The organism is Actinoplanes octamycinicus (genome assembly GCF_014205225.1).
GTDB classification, from domain to species: domain Bacteria; phylum Actinomycetota; class Actinomycetes; order Mycobacteriales; family Micromonosporaceae; genus Actinoplanes; species Actinoplanes octamycinicus.
In genome coordinates, this window is record NZ_JACHNB010000001.1 from 8,559,127 (window position 1) to 8,574,892 (window position 15,766).

Consider the following 15,766-nt stretch of genomic DNA (forward strand, 5'->3'; position numbering starts at 1 on the left):
GTTACTCCGTTCGCAGGGCGACAACCGGATCCAGCCGGCCGGCCCGCTGTGCTGGGACTACGCCGAAGATGATGCCGACCGCGGCGGACACCCCGAACGCCAGGGTCATCGACCACCAGGTCAGCGCGGCCGGCACCGGGCTGAGCCCGTCGACCAGCAGCGCCGCGGCGGCGCCCAGCGCCATCCCGAGCACTCCCCCGGTGGTGGTCAGCAGCACCGCTTCGAGCAGGAACTGGATGCCGATGTCGCGGGGCCGGGCGCCGACCGCCTTGCGCAGGCCGATCTCCCGGGTCCGTTCGCGGACCGAGACCAGCATGATGTTGGAGACGCCGACGCCGCCGACGAGCAGGCTGATCCCGGCGATCGCGGCGAGCACCCCGGTCAGCACGCCGAGGATGTCGCCGAGCACGCCGAGGATCTGCTCCTGGGTGACCGCGCTGAAGTCGGTGTCCGGGTGCCGGTCGGCCAGCGCGGCGACGACGTCCCGGCCGAGCTGGTCGATCCGGTCCCGGTCCGGGGCGCGGATCGCCAGGCCGTCGATGCGGTCGGTGCCGAGCAGCCGCTGGGCGGCGGTGACCGGCACGTGCACCTCGTTGTCCCGGTCGACGCCGAGGCTCTGGCCGAGCTGTTCGAAGACCCCGACGACCCGGAACCGTACGCCGCCGATGGTCATCTGCCGGCCGATCGGGTCCCGGTCGGCGAACAGGGTGCGGGCCACCCCGGCGCCGAGCACCGCGACCCGCCGGCCGGTGCTGACGTCGGTCCGGGTCAGGTAGGCGCCGCGGGACAGCTTGCGGACGAAGACCGTGGGCGTGGTCTCCAGCACGCCCTGCATGCTGGCGAACCCGGAGCGGGAGCCGGCCCGGACGGTCTCGCCGGAGGCGATCGTGACGGCGACCCGGGAGCGGTCACCGACCACCCGGCTGACCGCGTCGGCGTCGTCCAGGGTGAGCGGGGAACTGGTCGGGGCGGCGCCGGCTTCGAGGCGGCCGGGGACGACGATCAGCAGGTTCGAGCCGAGGCCTTCGACCTGGCGTTCGATCTGCTGTTTCGTGCCGGTGCCGATGGCGACCAGGGCGACCACGGCGGCCACCCCGATCACCACGCCGAGCATGGTGAGCAGGCTCCTCAGGCGGTTCGCCCGCAAGGCGGTCAGCGCGACCCGCCAGGCCTCCGCCAGCCTCATGCCCGGCCCGATATTTCCGAGATAAGGCCGTCTTTCATGCGGATCTGCTTCTTCGCCCGCATGGCCACGTCGCGGTCGTGCGTGACCAGCACGACCGCCACCCCCTCGGCGTTGAGCGACTCCAGCAGGGCGAGGATGGATTCTCCGGTGGCCGAGTCGAGGTTGCCGGTGGGCTCGTCGGCGAGCAGCAGCGACGGCCCGGTGACCAGCGCCCGGGCGATCGCCACCCGCTGCTGCTCGCCGCCGGAGAGCTGGTTGGGCCGGTGGCCGATCCGGTGCCCGAGCCCGACCCGGTCCAGCATCGCGGCGGCCCGCTCCCGGCGCTCCCGGCGGCCGGCCCCGCGATAGACCAGCGGGAGCCCGACGTTGTCCTGCGCGGTGGTCCGGGCCAGCAGGTGGAACGACTGGAAGACGAAGCCGATCGTGGTGTTGCGCAGCTCGGCCAGCTCGTTCGGGGACAGCGTGCCGACGTCCCGGCCGCCGATCAGCAGGGTGCCGCTGGTCGGCCGGTCCAGGCCGCCGAGCAGGTGCATCAGGGTGGACTTGCCGGAGCCGGAGGTGCCGACCACGGCCAGGTAGTCGCCGGGCTCGACGGTGAGCGAGACGCCGCGCAGCGCCTGGACCGAGATGCCGTCGAGTTGATAGGTGCGGGTGATGTCGGTGGCGACCACGGCCGGGGTGCTCATCGCGCCTTGTCGCCCCGCTCCACCTGGTCGGCGCCGGCGACCACGATCTGCTGGCCGGCGTCCACCCCGGAGATCACCTGGACGGTCTCCTCGCCCTGCACGCCGAGCCGGACCGGCACCGGCTCATAGCGCCCGTCCCGCACGGCCCAGACGGTGTCCTGGCCGTCGGCGCTGACCACCGCGGAGGCGGGGACGGTGACCGCGTCGTCGACCTGGCGGACCTTGAGCCGGATGACCGCGCTCATCCCGGGTCGCGGGGCGGGCGCCGGGCCGTCCGGATACACGCCCTTGCCCAGGTCGAGCCGCACCCGGTAGGAGACCCCGCCGCGTGCCGAGGTGGTCGGCAGCAGGTCGACCGAGCGAACGGTGGCCTGGTAGGTCGCGCCGGTGGCGGCGTCGAGTTCGACGTCGGCTTTCACGCCCGGCTTGACCAGCAGGACGTCGGTTTCGTCGACTTCGGCGGCCAGGCCGAGGCGGCTCAGGTCGATCACGGTGAGCAGTGGGGTGCCGGCGGCTACGTAGGAGCCCTCGGTGATCGCGGAGTCGACACCCTCGCTGGGAGTGCTCGTCCCACCGTTTCCCAGCAGGGTGGATATATCGCCGGAAGGCGTCTGGGCCGGGCCGCCGAACTGGACCACGCCCGACACCGGAGCGCGCAGGGTGAGCGCGTCCACGGCGGCATCAGCGAGTTCGTACGCCTGCTGCGCCTGCATCTTTTGAGCGGCGGAGAGCGAGCTGACCGCCTCCCCGAGCGAGGCGACCCCCCGCTGCACCGCCCGGAGCGTGGCGGCGGCCGCGTCCGAGGCGGCCGCGTACTGCTCCCGCGCGGTGTCCACCTGCTGGAGAAGGGCCTTCTGCAGGGCCGGATCCGTGACCTCGGTAGCCGCCGTCCGGGCCTGCTGGAACGCTTTCTCGGCCCGCTCGTCGGTGCGCTCGCGGACCTCGGTGAAGTCGCCCGCCGGAATGCCGCCACCGGACGGCGCCTGGTCGAGCGCCTCCTCCGCGGCATCCCGCCGCCGCTCCAGCTCGGGCGACTTGAGGACGGCCAGGATCGCGCCCTTCTTCACCTGATCCCCCGGCTCGACGAGCACGTCGGAGACGGTGCCGGCGGCCGGGGCGGAGAGCGTGGCGGCGGTCCGGGCGGTGACCGAGCCGGGCGCCTCGACGATCTCGTCGACGGTGCCCACCGAGGCGGTGCCGAGTTGCACGCCATCGTCTTCCTCCGAGCAGGAGGCGGCGGTGAGCAGCAGGAGCACCAGGGAGCCGGCGGCGAACATCGCGGTGCGGGACACAGAGGCCACTCTATGTCGGGAAGCGGAAGCGGGCCGCCCCCGAAGGGACGGCCCGCGACCGGCAGGCCGGGATCAGGTGCCCGGGCGACGCCCGAAGACCTTCACCGTCGAGCCGTACTTGCCGATGCTGTAGTACTTCTTGGCATCCTGCTCGAGCAGGTTGACGCAACCGTGCGAACCACGCCACTTGTCGTGGATGTACGTGGTGGTCTGGTGGAACCCGCGCCCGCCGATGAAGCGCTGCCAGTACGGCAGCCACACCTCGTACGGGTCGGACCATTCCTTCTTCGTCCGCTTGTTGATCGAGAAGGTGCCGGCCGGCGTCCGGTAGCCCTTCATGCCGGTACGGGTGACGGTCGGCTTGACGTAGACCTTCCCGTTCTTCATCACCCAGGTCGTCTGGTGGGTCAGATCGACGCAGAAGGTGATGCCCTTCTTCTTGGGCTTGCAGGCCGCCGTCTTCGTCGCCGCCAGTCGCTTGGCGACGTCGTAGGTGGTCGGGCCGGCCAGGCCCTTGGCCGGCTGGATGCCGAACCGCTTCTGGAACTTGATGATCGCGGCACAGTCCGCGGCGGACTGCTTGCCGTCGACCGTCACCGTGCCGTAGCCACCCAGCTGCTTGAGGTAGCCCTCGACCTGCTTCTGATATTTGCCGGTCGCGCACGATGCGGCCGCCGCCTTGGTGACCACCGTGGTGGCCGCCGTGGCGGTGACCGGCGCGGTCCGCACGGCGGCGCCGGCGCCGGCCGGGGCCAATGCGAACGCACCGAGTCCGCCGCCCACCACGGTGGCCATCGCCGCCGTGACGAGACGTGCGGTAACACGTTTCACTGCCAAATCACATCCTCCCCAGGAGTGTCGTCCGCACATCGAAGCACAGCCGCCCCACCGAGACGATCAGGGGAAGGGACGGTGACACAAAACCGGGATGCCGATCGGCATCCCGGTCCTGGAGAGCAGTGATCGGCCGGTTACTTAGGGGTGGCGAAATCCTGCACCCAGTACGGCGTGTGGTCGCGATCCAGCGCCAGGCCCACGCCCATCTGGTCGAGCTTGCAGTCGAGGATGTTCTCCCGGTGCTCCGGGCTGTTCATCCAGCCGTCCATCGCCTCCCACGGGCTGTCCTGGCCGCGGGCGATGTTCTCGCCGTACCAGCGCCAGGAGTAGCCGGCCTCGCTGACCCGGTCGCCGGCCCGGTCGCCGTCCGGGGAGGCGTGCTCGAAGTAGTCACGGCGGGCCATGTCGGCGGCGTGCCGGTTGGCCGCGTCGATCAGCCGCCGGTCGATCGTGACCGGCCGGCAGCCGGCGCGTTCCCGGTAGCGGTTGACCAGGGCGAGGATCTGCTGCTGGACCGGCGCGGCCGGGCTGGACGAGATGCTGTTCGCGGTGACCGCGGTGCGCGAGGCGGCGATCGGGTCGGCCACCGCGGCGGCCGCGGCCGGGGCGAGGTCGACGTTCTTGCGCTGGACCGCGGCCTTGAGCCGGGCGGGCGCCGCCTTCGGCTCCCCCTTCGGCTCCTCCGGCTTGCGGACCGGCTCGCGGTCGGCCGCCTTCGACGCCGTTCGCACCGGATCGGGCCGGTCGGTGCCCGGCGTCACATCCGGGGGCTCGACGACCGGATCGGGCTCCTCCTCGACATAGTCCAGATCGTCTTCGGCACCCTCGTCGAACAACGGATCCCCGAAGACATTGAAGCCGACGAATTCGTCATCCGGCGGCTCCTGCGCCAACGCGCGTGTCGTGACCACTCCACCGGCGACCAGAGCCGCGGCGGCCACGCCGAGCACAACCAGAGGCTTACGCATAACAGAAATCGATCCCATTCCTCAGCGCACCCCACCTTTCCCGGGGCGCTCCCGGAGTTGACCAACGTCACAGACGCGAGGCGGTCACTTCGCCGCCGAGTCCGCTCCCGGTCGCGGTTGTTTCGACAACCATTTATCCGTACGGCGTGAGCTGCGCAAAGGTCCACATAGGCGGAGCACACGCGTCGCACAATCGCACTGGATTCCGGCACACTTCCCGCTATCGGGGTAATCCGCTAAGGCGTTCTTGCCGTCCACCCGGCTGTCCCGGAATCGCATTGACCGTGGCTACGGTTCCTCGGTGCGTAACCGATACCTGGACCTGCTCCGTGCCGCGGCCATCGTCCGGGTGATCGCCTACCACCTCTTCGGATGGTCCTGGCTGTCCATCGTGATGCCCGCCATGGGCGTCATGTTCGCGCTGGCCGGATCGCTGACCGCGGCGTCGCTGGAGAGGCGCCCGGCGAACCGGGTCGTCACGTCCCGGCTGCGCCGGCTGCTCCCGCCGCTGTGGCTGCTCGGCCTCATCGCCGTCCCGGTGATGATCGCCCTGGGCTGGGCGCAGGAGGAGGACGGCGAACACCCCTTCACCCCGTGGAAGCTCGCCTTCTGGATCCTGCCGCTCGGTGACCCGCCGGGCAGCGAGCTGGGCATCGACTCGTGGGAGCCGCTCTGGTACATCCGGGCGTACGTCTGGTTCATCCTGCTCTCCCCGATCCTCTGGTTCGTCTGGAAGCGGCTCGGCCCGGCCTGCTGGCTGCTGGTGCTCACCCCGATCGCCGCGATCGTGCTGCTCGACAAGACCGGCTTCGGGCTGCCGGAGACCGCCGACGTGGTGATGTGGGACTTCGTCACCTACGCGGCCTGCTGGATCATGGGTTTCGCGCACCGGGACGGGCGGCTGGCCAAGCTCCGCCCGGCCACCGTGCTGACACTGGCCGTGGCGATGGGCGGCGCGGCGCTCTACTACCAGAGCGGCCACCAGGGCGAGGACGCCTGGGACCTGAACGACGTCTCCGAGTCGCAGTCGCTCTACTCGCTGGCCTTCGTGCTGCTCGCGCTGCGCTGGCAGCCGGGCATGGCGTGGCTGTCCCGGATCCGCCCGCTGGACCGGGCGGTGACCCTGCTCAACGCCCGGGCGGTCACCGTCTACCTGTGGCACAACCTGGCCATCGCGGCGATCTGGCCGGTGCTCACCTTCCTCACCCTCGACGAGCTGGGCCATCTGGAGAAGCCGGTCACCTTCGGGATGACGCTGCTGCTGACCGGGCTCGCGGTGGTGCTCTTCGGGTGGGTCGAGGACCTGGCCGCGCAGCGCCGGCCGCGGCTCTGGCCGGACACCACGCCGCCGCCGGCCCGGGCCGAGGCGGCGCCCGCTCCGGCCGCGCCCGCATCCGCCGAACCGGTCGGGCCGGTGCCGGCCGGCTGGCCGCAGGTCGGCCGGGACGGCATGCCGCGGGCCGGGTGGAGTGACGCGGGGCGGGACGGGCAGCCGTTCGCCGGGCGGCCACCGGCCGGGGTGAACCGGCACAGCGCCGAGGCGCCGGCCGAGAAGGGCGGGCGGCGGGTGCGGCAGCGGGCCCGCCGGGAGAAGAAGCGCGACGAGAACAACCTGATCCCCACCTGGTGGGCGCCCGAGGAGTGACCCCGAGACGCCGGCTCCGGTGCGCGCGGTGGGCGGCTGCCCACCGGGGCCGGCCCCACCGGTCGTACGGAAGCAGATCCTCTGGTCAAAGCGAGCGAAGCTCGCGAAAGCGGATCTTCTCCTCGGTAGCCTGAGGCCGTGGGGCAGCAAAGACAAGCGCTGGCTCCGGCGGTCGACGCCGGGGTGGTCGCGCTGGTCTTCCGCGCCGGGCCGCTCTACTGCGCGCTGCCGCTCGGCGAGGTCATCGAGACCATGCGGCCGCTGCCGACCCGGCCGCTGGCCGGCACCCCGCCGTACGTGCGCGGCCTGACCATCCTGCGCGGCGAGCCGGCCCCGGTGATCGACGTGACCCGGCTGCTGACCGGCACCACGTCCGAGATCGATCGGTACGTGGCGGTCCGGGCCGGGCGCGGGCCGGTGGCCTGCGCGACCGGGCCGGTGCTCGGCGTGCGAGTCGTCGAGGCGACCCCGCCGGAGGGCCCGAACACTCTGTTCACCGGCGCGTCCCGGTCGCTGGTGGCGGCCGTCGGGACGGTCGGCACCGAGCCGCTGCTGGTGCTGCACAGCATCCGGACCGTGCCGGACGAGGTGTGGGAGCTGGCGGCCCGGGACGGAGGGGCGCCGTGAGGGACGATCCGCCGCTGGTCCGGTTCCGCGGCATTCTCGAGCAACGGCTGGGCTGGGTCACCGCGGACACCGAGGCGGTGCCGGTGCTGCCGGTGCTGGCCGAGCGCGCCAAGGCCCGGCGGATGTCCGAGAACGAGTACCTGAACCGGCTGTCCGTGCGGGACTGGCCGGAGGAGACCACGGTGCTGGCCGAGCGGCTCAGCATCACCGAGACCTACTTCTTCCGGCACGGCGACCAGTTCCGCGCGCTGGCCGAGCGGGTGCTCCCGGAGCGGGTCGCCGCCCGGGCCGGGCAGCGCGCGCTGCGTCTGCTGTCGGTCGGCTGCTCGTCCGGCGAGGAGGCGTACTCGCTGGCGATCGCGGCGCACCGGGCCCGGCCGGCGCCGGACTGGATCGTCTCGGTGCTGGGCATCGACGCGAACCCGGAGATGCTGCGCCGGGCCGGGCAGGCGGTGTACTCCGACTGGTCGCTCCGGGAGACGCCGGCGGACATGCGACGGCGCTGGTTCCGGCCGGTCGACGACGGTTTCCGGGTGCTGCCCGAGGTGGCCGCGACGGTACGGTTCGCCGAGCACAACGTGGCCGACCCGGACGATCCGCGGATCTGGCAGCCCGGCCGGTACGACGTGATCTTCTGCCGCAACCTGCTGATGTACCTGACCCCGGCCACCGTGGCCCGGCTGCTCCGCCGGATCACCGCGGCGCTGGCCCCGGGCGGCGCGCTCTTCCTCGGGCACACCGACTCGCTGGGCAGCGACCCGGACGGCTTCACCGTGGAGACCTTCGGCGACACGGTCTACTACCGCCGGGTCGTCCCGGCCCCGGCGCCGGAGCGGGAGAGCCGGCCGCGACCCCGGGCGGTCCCGCCCCGGCCGCCGGCCGACGTCCACCCGCGGGCCCTGGAACTGCTGCGCGACGAGAAGTTCACCGAGGCGCTCGACCTGATCGCCACCGTGCTGCCCCAGCGCCGGCCGCGCGACCTGCTGGTGCACGGCGTGCTGCTGGCCCAGCGGGGCCGGCTGGCCGAGGCCGAGGCGACCGCCCGGGCGCTGATCGACGCCGGGGTGCCGGACGCCGACGCGCACCACCTGCTCGGCGTCTGCCAGGAGGTGGACGAGCCGGACCGGGCGGCCGGGCAGTACCGGCTGGCCGCGTACCTGGATCCCGGTTTCGCCATGCCCCGGCTGCGGCTGGGGCTGCTGGCCCGGCGGCGCGGCGACGGCCGGGACGCCACCGCCGAGCTGGGCGCGGCGCTGGAGCTGCTGCCCCGGGAGAGCGAGGAGCGGATCACGCTGTTCGGCGGCGGATTCGGGCGGCTGACGCTCAGCACGCTGTGCCGCACCGAGCTGGACGCGGCGACGGCACGCAGCGGGACCTCGCGATGACCGATCGGATGCTGTCCCGGGTCGAGCGGCTGCGCGCCGACTTCGACCACTCGTTCTCGGTGCCGGCCCGGACCATGGACGACGACGGGGTGGAGCTGCTGGCGATCGGGGCGGGTGGGCGGGCGTACGTGCTGCGCCTGTCCCAGACCTCCGGGCTCTACCCGGACCGCCCGGTCGTCCCGCTGCCCACCACCGTCCCGGCACTGCGCGGGCTGGCCGGTTTCGCCGGGGTCGTGGTCCCGGTCTACGACCTGGCCGCGCTGCTCGGGCACGCCATCGCCGAGGAGCCGCGCTGGCTGGTGCTGGCCGCCGGCACGCCACCGCTAGCGCTGGCGTTCCACCAGCTCGACCACCACGTCCGGGTGCCGGCCGCCGACGTCGTGGACGGTTCCGGGACGTCGTCCCGGGGCTGCCTGCGCGGCATGGTCCGGCTGCCGGACGGCGACCGGCCGCTCGTCGACGTGCCGGCCACCCGAGCCCTGGCCCATCGGATGGCCGGGCATGACCACCCGGAGGTGACCTCGTGACGGCTGGACCCACCATCGGCCGGAAACTCGGCATCGGCGTCGGCATCACCAGCGCCCTGACCCTGCTCTCGGTGGTGGTCGCCGCCCTGTGCCTGCTGTTCGTGGTGCACGCCAAGGACCGGGTGGTGACCGCGGCCACCAACGAGCTGGCCGGGGCGCAGAACCTCAACCGGCTGATGGAGAAGCGGCTCGGCGACTACCGGGGCTACCTGCTCTACGCCACGCCGGAGTTCGCCGAGAACACCGCGAAGGACCGCGCCGAGTTCCGGACCCAGCTGAACGACCTGCAGAACGGCGCGGACGGCTCGATCAAGGCGACGCTGACCCGCATCGCGGAGTCCGAGGAGAAGCACGCCGCGGCGATCGACATCGTGATGGCGCAGCGGGCGAAGACGAACGACCCGGTGGCCGCCGCCAAGCAGAATAGCGACCAGGTGGTGCCGCTGCGCGACGAGGTGCAGGCGGCGATGGCCGACCTGATCGTCCGGGTCCGGGCCGCGGTGGACAACGACCGCAAGCACTCGTCGCGGCAGGCCTCGATCGCGATCGCGATGATCGTGGTGCTCGGCATCCTCACCACCGGCAGCGCGGTGCTGGTGGCCTGGCGGCTGAGCCGGGACCTGCGCCGCGAGGTGGGCGCCGCGGTCGGGCACATCCAGAGCTCGTCGGCCCAGCTGGAGGCGGCGGCCGCGCAGCAGGTGAACGGCGGCCGCGACCAGGCCAGCGCGATGAGCGAGATCACCACCACGATCAACGAGCTGCTGATCACCTCGCGGCAGATCGCGGACAGCGCCCAGCGGGTCTCCAAGATCGCCGAGGAGACCGAGTCGGCGGCCCGCAACGGCGACGCCACCATCGGCCAGACCCGGGCGTCGATCGCCGCGATCCGCACCCAGGTCGACCAGATCGTCCAGCACATGCTGGCGCTGGGCGAGAAGTCGCAGCAGATCGGCGGGGTGGTGGACCTGGTCTCGGAGCTGGCCGAGCAGACCAACATCCTGGCCATCAACGCCACCATCGAGGCGAGCGGGGCCGGCGAGTGGGGCCGCCGGTTCGCCGTGGTGGCCGAGGAGATCCGCAAGCTGGCCGACCGGACCGCGGCGTCGGCCAAGGAGATCCGGGCGCTGATCGACGACGTCCGGGGCGCGGTGAACACCACGGTGATGGCCACCGAGATCGGCGCGAAGGCGGTGGACGCCGGATCCCGGCAGTTCGACGACGCGACCAGCGCGTTCCGGGAGATCGCCCAGCTGGTGGCCACCACGAACGACGCCACCCGGGAGATCGAGCTCTCCACCAAGCAGCAGACCACCGCGGTCGAGCAGGTCAACGTGGCCGCCTCGGACACCGCCCGGGTGTCCCGGGAAACCGAGGCCAGCGCGGTGCAGACCAAGCAGACCGCGGCGCACCTGAGCACGCTCTCCAGCGACCTGCTGGAAATGGTCGGGACCCGGGGCCACTGAGATGCCGGAGAACCGGGACCCGCTGCGCTACTTCCGGATCGAGGCGCAGGAGCTGGTCGAGCAGATCAGCTCCGGCGTACTCGACCTGGACCAGCGGCCCGGCCCGGAGCCGGTGGCGCGGCTGCTGCGGGTGGCGCACACGCTCAAGGGCGCGGCCCGGGTGGTGAAGCAGAAGGAGATCGCCGACCGGACCCACGAGTTCGAGGAGATCCTGGTCCCGTACCGGGACGACCCCGCCGGCCTGGCCGGCGAGCAGATGCGCGAGCTGCTGCGGCTGAACGACGAGATCAGCGCGCAGGTGGCGGCGCTGACCCAGCCCGCGCCGGCCCCGGCTCCGCTGCCCGCCCCGGTCCTGGAGGCGCTGCCCGAGACGCCGCCGGAGGCGCTGCCCGAGACGCCGCCGGAGCCGATCGGGGTCGAGCCGCCGGCGCCCCGGTCGGCCACCGCCGACCTGGACGAGCTGCTGGACGCGATCACCGAGACGACCGCCCGGATGGCGCCGCTGCGGGCCGGCAGCCACATGGTCGAGCGGCTGCACCACACCGCCGAGACGCTCGCCGACCAGCTGCGCGGCGGCCGGACCGCGGCCGCGGTCACGCACGCCTCGGCCCGCCGGCTCGCCGGTGAGCTGGGCACCACCGGACGCCGGCTGAGCGACGCGCTGGACCAGATCGAACGGGAGCTGGACGACGTCCGGGCCAAGGCGGAGAGCCTGCGGCTGGTGCCGGCCGGCAGCATCTTCACCGCGCTGCGCCGGGCGGTCCGGGACGCCGCGGACAGCGAGGGCAAGCAGGTCCGGTTCGTGGCGCACGGCGCCGACGTCCGGATGGGCTCGCACCTGCTCGGCCCGGCCAGCGCGGCGTTCCTGCACGTGGTCCGCAACGCGGTGGTGCACGGCGTGGAACCGGCCGCCGAGCGGCTGGCGGCCGGCAAACCGGCCGAGGGGACGGTCACCTTCGAGGTGGAGCGCAAGGGCCGGTACGCCACCTTCTGCTGCGTCGACGACGGGCGCGGCTTCGACATGGTCGCGCTGCGGCAGAAGGCGCACGCCCGGGGGTTGCCGGCGAGCGGCGAGGCGGAGGTCCTCGACCTGGTGCTGCACGGCGGGCTGAGCACCTCGGCCGCGGTCACCGAGGTGTCCGGCCGGGCGATCGGGATGGACGTGCTGCGCGACGTCGCCACCCAGCTGCGCGGCGAGGTGAAGATCCGCAGCACCCCGGGCACCGGCTCGGTGGTCGAGCTGATCGTGCCGCTGGCCCTGCTCAGCATGACCGGGCTGCTGGTCGAGACCGGCGGCACGGTGGCCTCGCTGCCGCTGGACGCGGTCCGCGCGTGCGTGCGGCTCAGCGCCACCGAGGCGGCCACCGCGGCGGCCACCGGCAAGCTGGTCTACCAGGACACCGCCGCGCCGTTCCGGCCGCTGGCCGAGTCGCTCTACACCGGCCAGCCGGTGCCGGACACCGCCGGGCCGGGCGCCGCGGTGCTGGTGGACACCGGCGACGGCCTGGTCGCGGTCGGCGTGGACCGGCTCTGCGGCACGCACGCGCTGGTCGCCCGGCCACTGCCGGAGCTGGCCCCGTCCACCCCGGTGATCGGCAGCGTCTCGGTCGACGGCGACGGCAATCCGCGGCTGGTCCTCGACCCGTCCGGACTGGCCCGGGAGATCCTGCGCGCGGAGAGCGCCGGTGGCCGCCCGGCGGTCGCCACCGCCGCTCCCCCGCTGCCCATCCTGGTCGTCGACGACTCGCTGACCACCCGGATGCTGGAGCGCAGCATCCTGGAGTCGGCGGGGTACGAGGTCGACCTGGCCGCCTCCGCCGAGGAGGCCCTCGACCAGGCCAGGACCCGGCGGTACGGCCTGTTCCTCACCGACATCGACATGCCCGGCATCGACGGCTTCACCTTCGTCGAGCGCACCCGCGCCGACCCGGACCTGGCCGGCGTCCCGGCGATCCTGGTCAGCTCCCGGGCCAGCGCCGCCGACCGGGAGCGCGGGATGCGGGCCGGCGCCAGCGCGTACGTGGTGAAGGGCGAGTTCGACCAGGAGGAGTTGCTGGCCCACATCCGCCGGCTGGTGGTGCGCGCATGATCCGGGTGCTGGTGGTCGAGGACTCCATCACGATGCGTCACCACCTGCGCGAGGCCCTCGCCGAGGACCCGGAGCTGCAGGTGGTGGGCGAGGCGGTGACCGGCGAGCAGGCGGTCGAGATGACCGCCCGGCTGCGCCCCGACGTGATCACCATGGACATGATGCTGCCCGGGATCAGCGGGCTGCAGGCGACCGAGCACATCATGGCCGAGCATCCGACACCGATCCTGGTGGTCTCGTCGGCCGACCGGCAGGAGTTGTTCAGCACGTACAACGCGCTGGCGGCCGGCGCGGTGGACGTGATGGAGAAGCCGCGCGGCGACGACTCCGACGTGGACTGGTCACCGCGCTTACGTCGTACCGTGAGAATGGTCTCCCGGATCCGGGTGATCACCCACCCGCGGGCCCGGCTGCACGGGCGGGTCCGGTCCGCGCCGCCGCCTCCCGCGGCCCCGGCCGCGTCGCTGCCCGCCACGAACCCGATGGCGCTGGTCGCGGTCGGCGCGTCGACCGGCGGGCCGGGCGCGCTCACCGAGCTGCTCCGTGACCTGCCGCCGACCTTCCGCACCCCGGTGCTGGTGGTCCAGCACATCGCGGCCAGCGAGCAGTTCGCGGTGGCGTTCTCCGACTGGCTGGCCGGGCAGACCGGGCGCAACGTGCGCTACGCGACCGACGGCCTCAAGGTGAGCGGCCTGGCCGGTCAGGTGCTGCTCGCGCCGCCGGACCGGCACCTCTACCTGCGCGACCACACGCTGCGGCTGTCCAGCGGGCCGCCCCGGCACTCCTGCCGGCCCTCGGTCGACGTGCTGTTCGAGTCGGTGGCCACCGAGTTCGGCAACCTGGCGGCCGGCTGCCTGCTCACCGGCATGGGCCGGGACGGCGCGGCCGGGCTGCTGCAGATGCGGCAGCGCGGCGCGGTCACCTTCGCCCAGGACGAGCAGACCTGCACGGTCTACGGCATGCCGCGGGAGGCGGCGCTGCTCGGCGCGGCCACCTTCATCCTGTCCCCGTCCCGGATCTCGGCGCGGCTGGCCGAGCTGCACCCGGCGGTGATCCGCCGATGAGCCCGACCGTGCTGATCGTCGACGACAGCCTGACCGTGCGGATGGACCTGCACGACGCGTTCTCCGACGACGGGTTCCGCACCATCCTGTGCGCGACCGGCGCGGAGGCCCGGGACGCGTTCGCCAGCGCCGAGTTCGACGCCGCGATCCTGGACGTGCTGCTGCCCGACGCGGACGGCCTGGAGCTGCTCACCGAGTTGCGCGGCTCGGCGGCGCACGCCGACGTGGTGACCATGCTGCTCTCGGTGGAGAGCGAGGTCACCGACCGGCTGGCCGGGTTGCGGATCGGCGCCGACGAGTACGTCGGCAAGCCCTACGACGCCGGTTACGTGGTGGCCCGCACCCGGCAGCTGCTCGGCGACACCCCGGACAGCGCCGGCGGCGGACCCACCATCCTGGTCATCGACGACAGCACCACGTTCCGCGAGCGGCTGCGGGACCTGCTCGAACCGGAGGGGTACGCGGTGCTCACCGCGGCCAGCGGCGAGGAGGGGCTGCGGATGGCCGCCGACCGCCGGCCGAACGCGGTGATCGTCGACGGCGTGATGCCGGGCATCGACGGCGCCACGGTGATCCGCCGGATCCGGCTCGACCCGGCGCTGCGCGACACGCCCTGCCTGCTGATGACCGCCGCCGACGACTACGCCACCGAGATGCAGATGCTGGAGGCCGGCGCCGACGCGTTCGTCCGCAAGCAGCAGGACCTGGCGGTGGTGCTGGCGAAACTGGCCGCGGTGCTGCGGCAGGCCGCCGAGCAGCTGCCGATCGAGGCGATCGGCAGCCTGCACGGTCCGGGCAAGGTGCTCACCGTCAGCCCGGACCGGGCCGAGCTGGAGGTGTGGGCCGAGACGCTGCGCGCCGACGGCTACGACATCGTCCAATGCTGCACCGTCGACGACGCGCTGGCCCTGCTCGGCGAGCAGCATGCCGACTGCATCGTGCTCGGTCTCGACGGTGACCTGCCGCGGGCCCGCGAGGCGTGCCAGCGGATCCGGGAGGTGCCGCAGGTCGGCGAGCTGCCGCTGATCATGGCCGGCCGGGAGGAGGCGATGCTGGACTGCCTGGCCGCCGGGGCCGACGACTACGTGCGGCTGGCCGACGGCGCGGAGGGGCTGCGGGTGCACGTGCGCGCCCAGATCCGCCGCAAGCAGTCGCACGACGAGTCCCGCCGGATCCGCGAGGAGCTGATGCGCCGCGAGCTGGACGCCGCCGAGGAGCGCGCGGCCCGCCAGCTGGCCGAGACCCGGGCCGCGATGGTCGAGGAACTGGAGTGGCGCAACCGGGAGCTGGAGGCGTTCTCCGGCTCGGTCTCGCACGACCTGCGCGGCCCGCTCCAGGTGATCTCCAGTTTCGCCGAGCACATGCTGGAGGAGGCCGACGACGAGGAGCTCGGCGAGCAGACCCGGCACCGGCTGACCCGGATCCACGCGGCCGCGCTGCGGATGGCCGACCTGGTCGAGTCGCTGCTGATCCTGGCCCGGGCCAGCCGCGGCGAGCTGCGCCGGACCACCTTCGACCTGACCGCGACGGCCCGGCAGGTGTGCGCCGAGGTGGCCGCCCGCGACCCGGAGCACAAGGTCGACTTCGAGGTGCAGGAGGGGATGACCGCGGACGCCGACGAGGGCCTGGTCCGGGTGATCCTGGAGAACCTGGTCAACAACGCGGTCAAGTTCACCCGCAAGATCGAGGACCCGGTGATCACGGTGGGCTGTCAGGACGGGCGTTTCTTCGTACGGGACAACGGCGCGGGCTTCCCGGCCGGCAAGGCGGGCGAGCTGTTCCGCCCGTTCGCCCGGTTGCACGACGCCCGGGACTTCCCGGGCACCGGGATCGGGCTGACCACTGTGCACCGGGCGGTGGAGCGGCACGGCGGGGAGATCCGGGCGGAGGGCGAGGAGGGGCAGGGCGCCACCTTCTGGTTCACCCTGCCCCCGGCCGACGACGGCAGCTACAGCGGCCCGGACCGGCGCGGCCAGCCGCGACGCGCCGGCTGACCG

At 73.1% G+C, this 15,766-nt stretch carries 13 protein-coding genes; 8 read left to right on the top strand and 5 right to left on the bottom strand.

All coding sequences use genetic code 11. From position 1 onward, the window contains the following. Position 1 precedes the first annotated feature (1 nt). The 5 genes from BJY16_RS38770 to BJY16_RS38790 all read right to left on the bottom strand — a co-directional run bounded on the left by BJY16_RS38770 (position 2) and on the right by BJY16_RS38790 (position 4,969). Positions 2–1,186 (bottom strand): ABC transporter permease, encoded by a 1,185-nt coding sequence (locus tag BJY16_RS38770; protein ID WP_185044501.1) that lies wholly within the window; start codon positions 1,184–1,186, stop codon positions 2–4. After that, positions 1,183–1,872 (bottom strand): ABC transporter ATP-binding protein, encoded by a 690-nt coding sequence (locus tag BJY16_RS38775; protein WP_185044502.1) that lies wholly within the window; start codon positions 1,870–1,872, stop codon positions 1,183–1,185. The genes BJY16_RS38770 and BJY16_RS38775 overlap by 4 nt, the downstream gene beginning before the upstream one ends. Further along, positions 1,869–3,149 (bottom strand): efflux RND transporter periplasmic adaptor subunit, encoded by a 1,281-nt coding sequence (locus BJY16_RS38780; RefSeq protein WP_185046881.1) that lies wholly within the window; start codon positions 3,147–3,149, stop codon positions 1,869–1,871. Before BJY16_RS38780 ends, BJY16_RS38775 begins: the two co-directional genes overlap by 4 nt. An 87-nt stretch (positions 3,150–3,236) precedes the next feature. After that, positions 3,237–3,959 (bottom strand): L,D-transpeptidase family protein, encoded by a 723-nt coding sequence (locus BJY16_RS38785; RefSeq protein ID WP_185046882.1) that lies wholly within the window; start codon positions 3,957–3,959, stop codon positions 3,237–3,239. A 176-nt stretch (positions 3,960–4,135) separates the two neighbouring features. Then, on the bottom strand, positions 4,136–4,969 hold the full coding sequence (locus tag BJY16_RS38790; protein WP_185044503.1) for a CAP domain-containing protein: 834 nt from the start codon (positions 4,967–4,969) through the stop codon (positions 4,136–4,138). Between the two features lie 301 nt (positions 4,970–5,270). Between BJY16_RS38790 and BJY16_RS38795 the strand changes: the two genes are divergently transcribed. The 8 genes from BJY16_RS38795 (at position 5,271) to BJY16_RS38830 (ending at position 15,763) form a co-directional block, all read left to right on the top strand. Next, on the top strand, positions 5,271–6,614 hold the full coding sequence (locus BJY16_RS38795; RefSeq protein ID WP_185044504.1) for an acyltransferase family protein: 1,344 nt from the start codon (positions 5,271–5,273) through the stop codon (positions 6,612–6,614). A gap of 138 nt (positions 6,615–6,752) precedes the next feature. Further along, positions 6,753–7,241, top strand: a complete 489-nt coding sequence (locus BJY16_RS38800) for a chemotaxis protein CheW (protein ID WP_185044505.1) — start codon at positions 6,753–6,755, stop codon at positions 7,239–7,241. Next, a complete protein-coding gene (locus BJY16_RS38805; RefSeq protein ID WP_185044506.1) occupies positions 7,238–8,626 on the top strand; it encodes a CheR family methyltransferase in 1,389 nt (462 codons plus the stop codon). Before BJY16_RS38800 ends, BJY16_RS38805 begins: the two co-directional genes overlap by 4 nt. Beyond that, complete coding sequence (locus BJY16_RS38810; protein ID WP_185044507.1) at positions 8,623–9,153, top strand: chemotaxis protein CheW; 531 nt, start codon at positions 8,623–8,625, stop codon at positions 9,151–9,153. The genes BJY16_RS38805 and BJY16_RS38810 overlap by 4 nt, the downstream gene beginning before the upstream one ends. Then, positions 9,150–10,616 carry a HAMP domain-containing methyl-accepting chemotaxis protein gene (locus BJY16_RS38815; RefSeq protein WP_185044508.1) on the top strand — a complete coding sequence of 489 codons (1,467 nt, stop codon included), beginning with the start codon at positions 9,150–9,152 and terminating at the stop codon, positions 10,614–10,616. The genes BJY16_RS38810 and BJY16_RS38815 overlap by 4 nt, the downstream gene beginning before the upstream one ends. Position 10,617: 1 nt before the next feature. Beyond that, on the top strand, positions 10,618–12,705 hold the full coding sequence (locus BJY16_RS38820) for a hybrid sensor histidine kinase/response regulator (protein WP_185044509.1): 2,088 nt from the start codon (positions 10,618–10,620) through the stop codon (positions 12,703–12,705). Beyond that, positions 12,702–13,769, top strand: a complete 1,068-nt coding sequence (gene cheB / locus BJY16_RS38825) for a chemotaxis-specific protein-glutamate methyltransferase CheB (protein ID WP_185044510.1) — start codon at positions 12,702–12,704, stop codon at positions 13,767–13,769. The genes BJY16_RS38820 and cheB overlap by 4 nt, the downstream gene beginning before the upstream one ends. Continuing rightward, positions 13,766–15,763, top strand: coding sequence for a response regulator (locus tag BJY16_RS38830; RefSeq protein WP_185044511.1), 1,998 nt, complete (start codon positions 13,766–13,768; stop codon positions 15,761–15,763). Before cheB ends, BJY16_RS38830 begins: the two co-directional genes overlap by 4 nt. Positions 15,764–15,766: the final 3 nt, after the last annotated feature.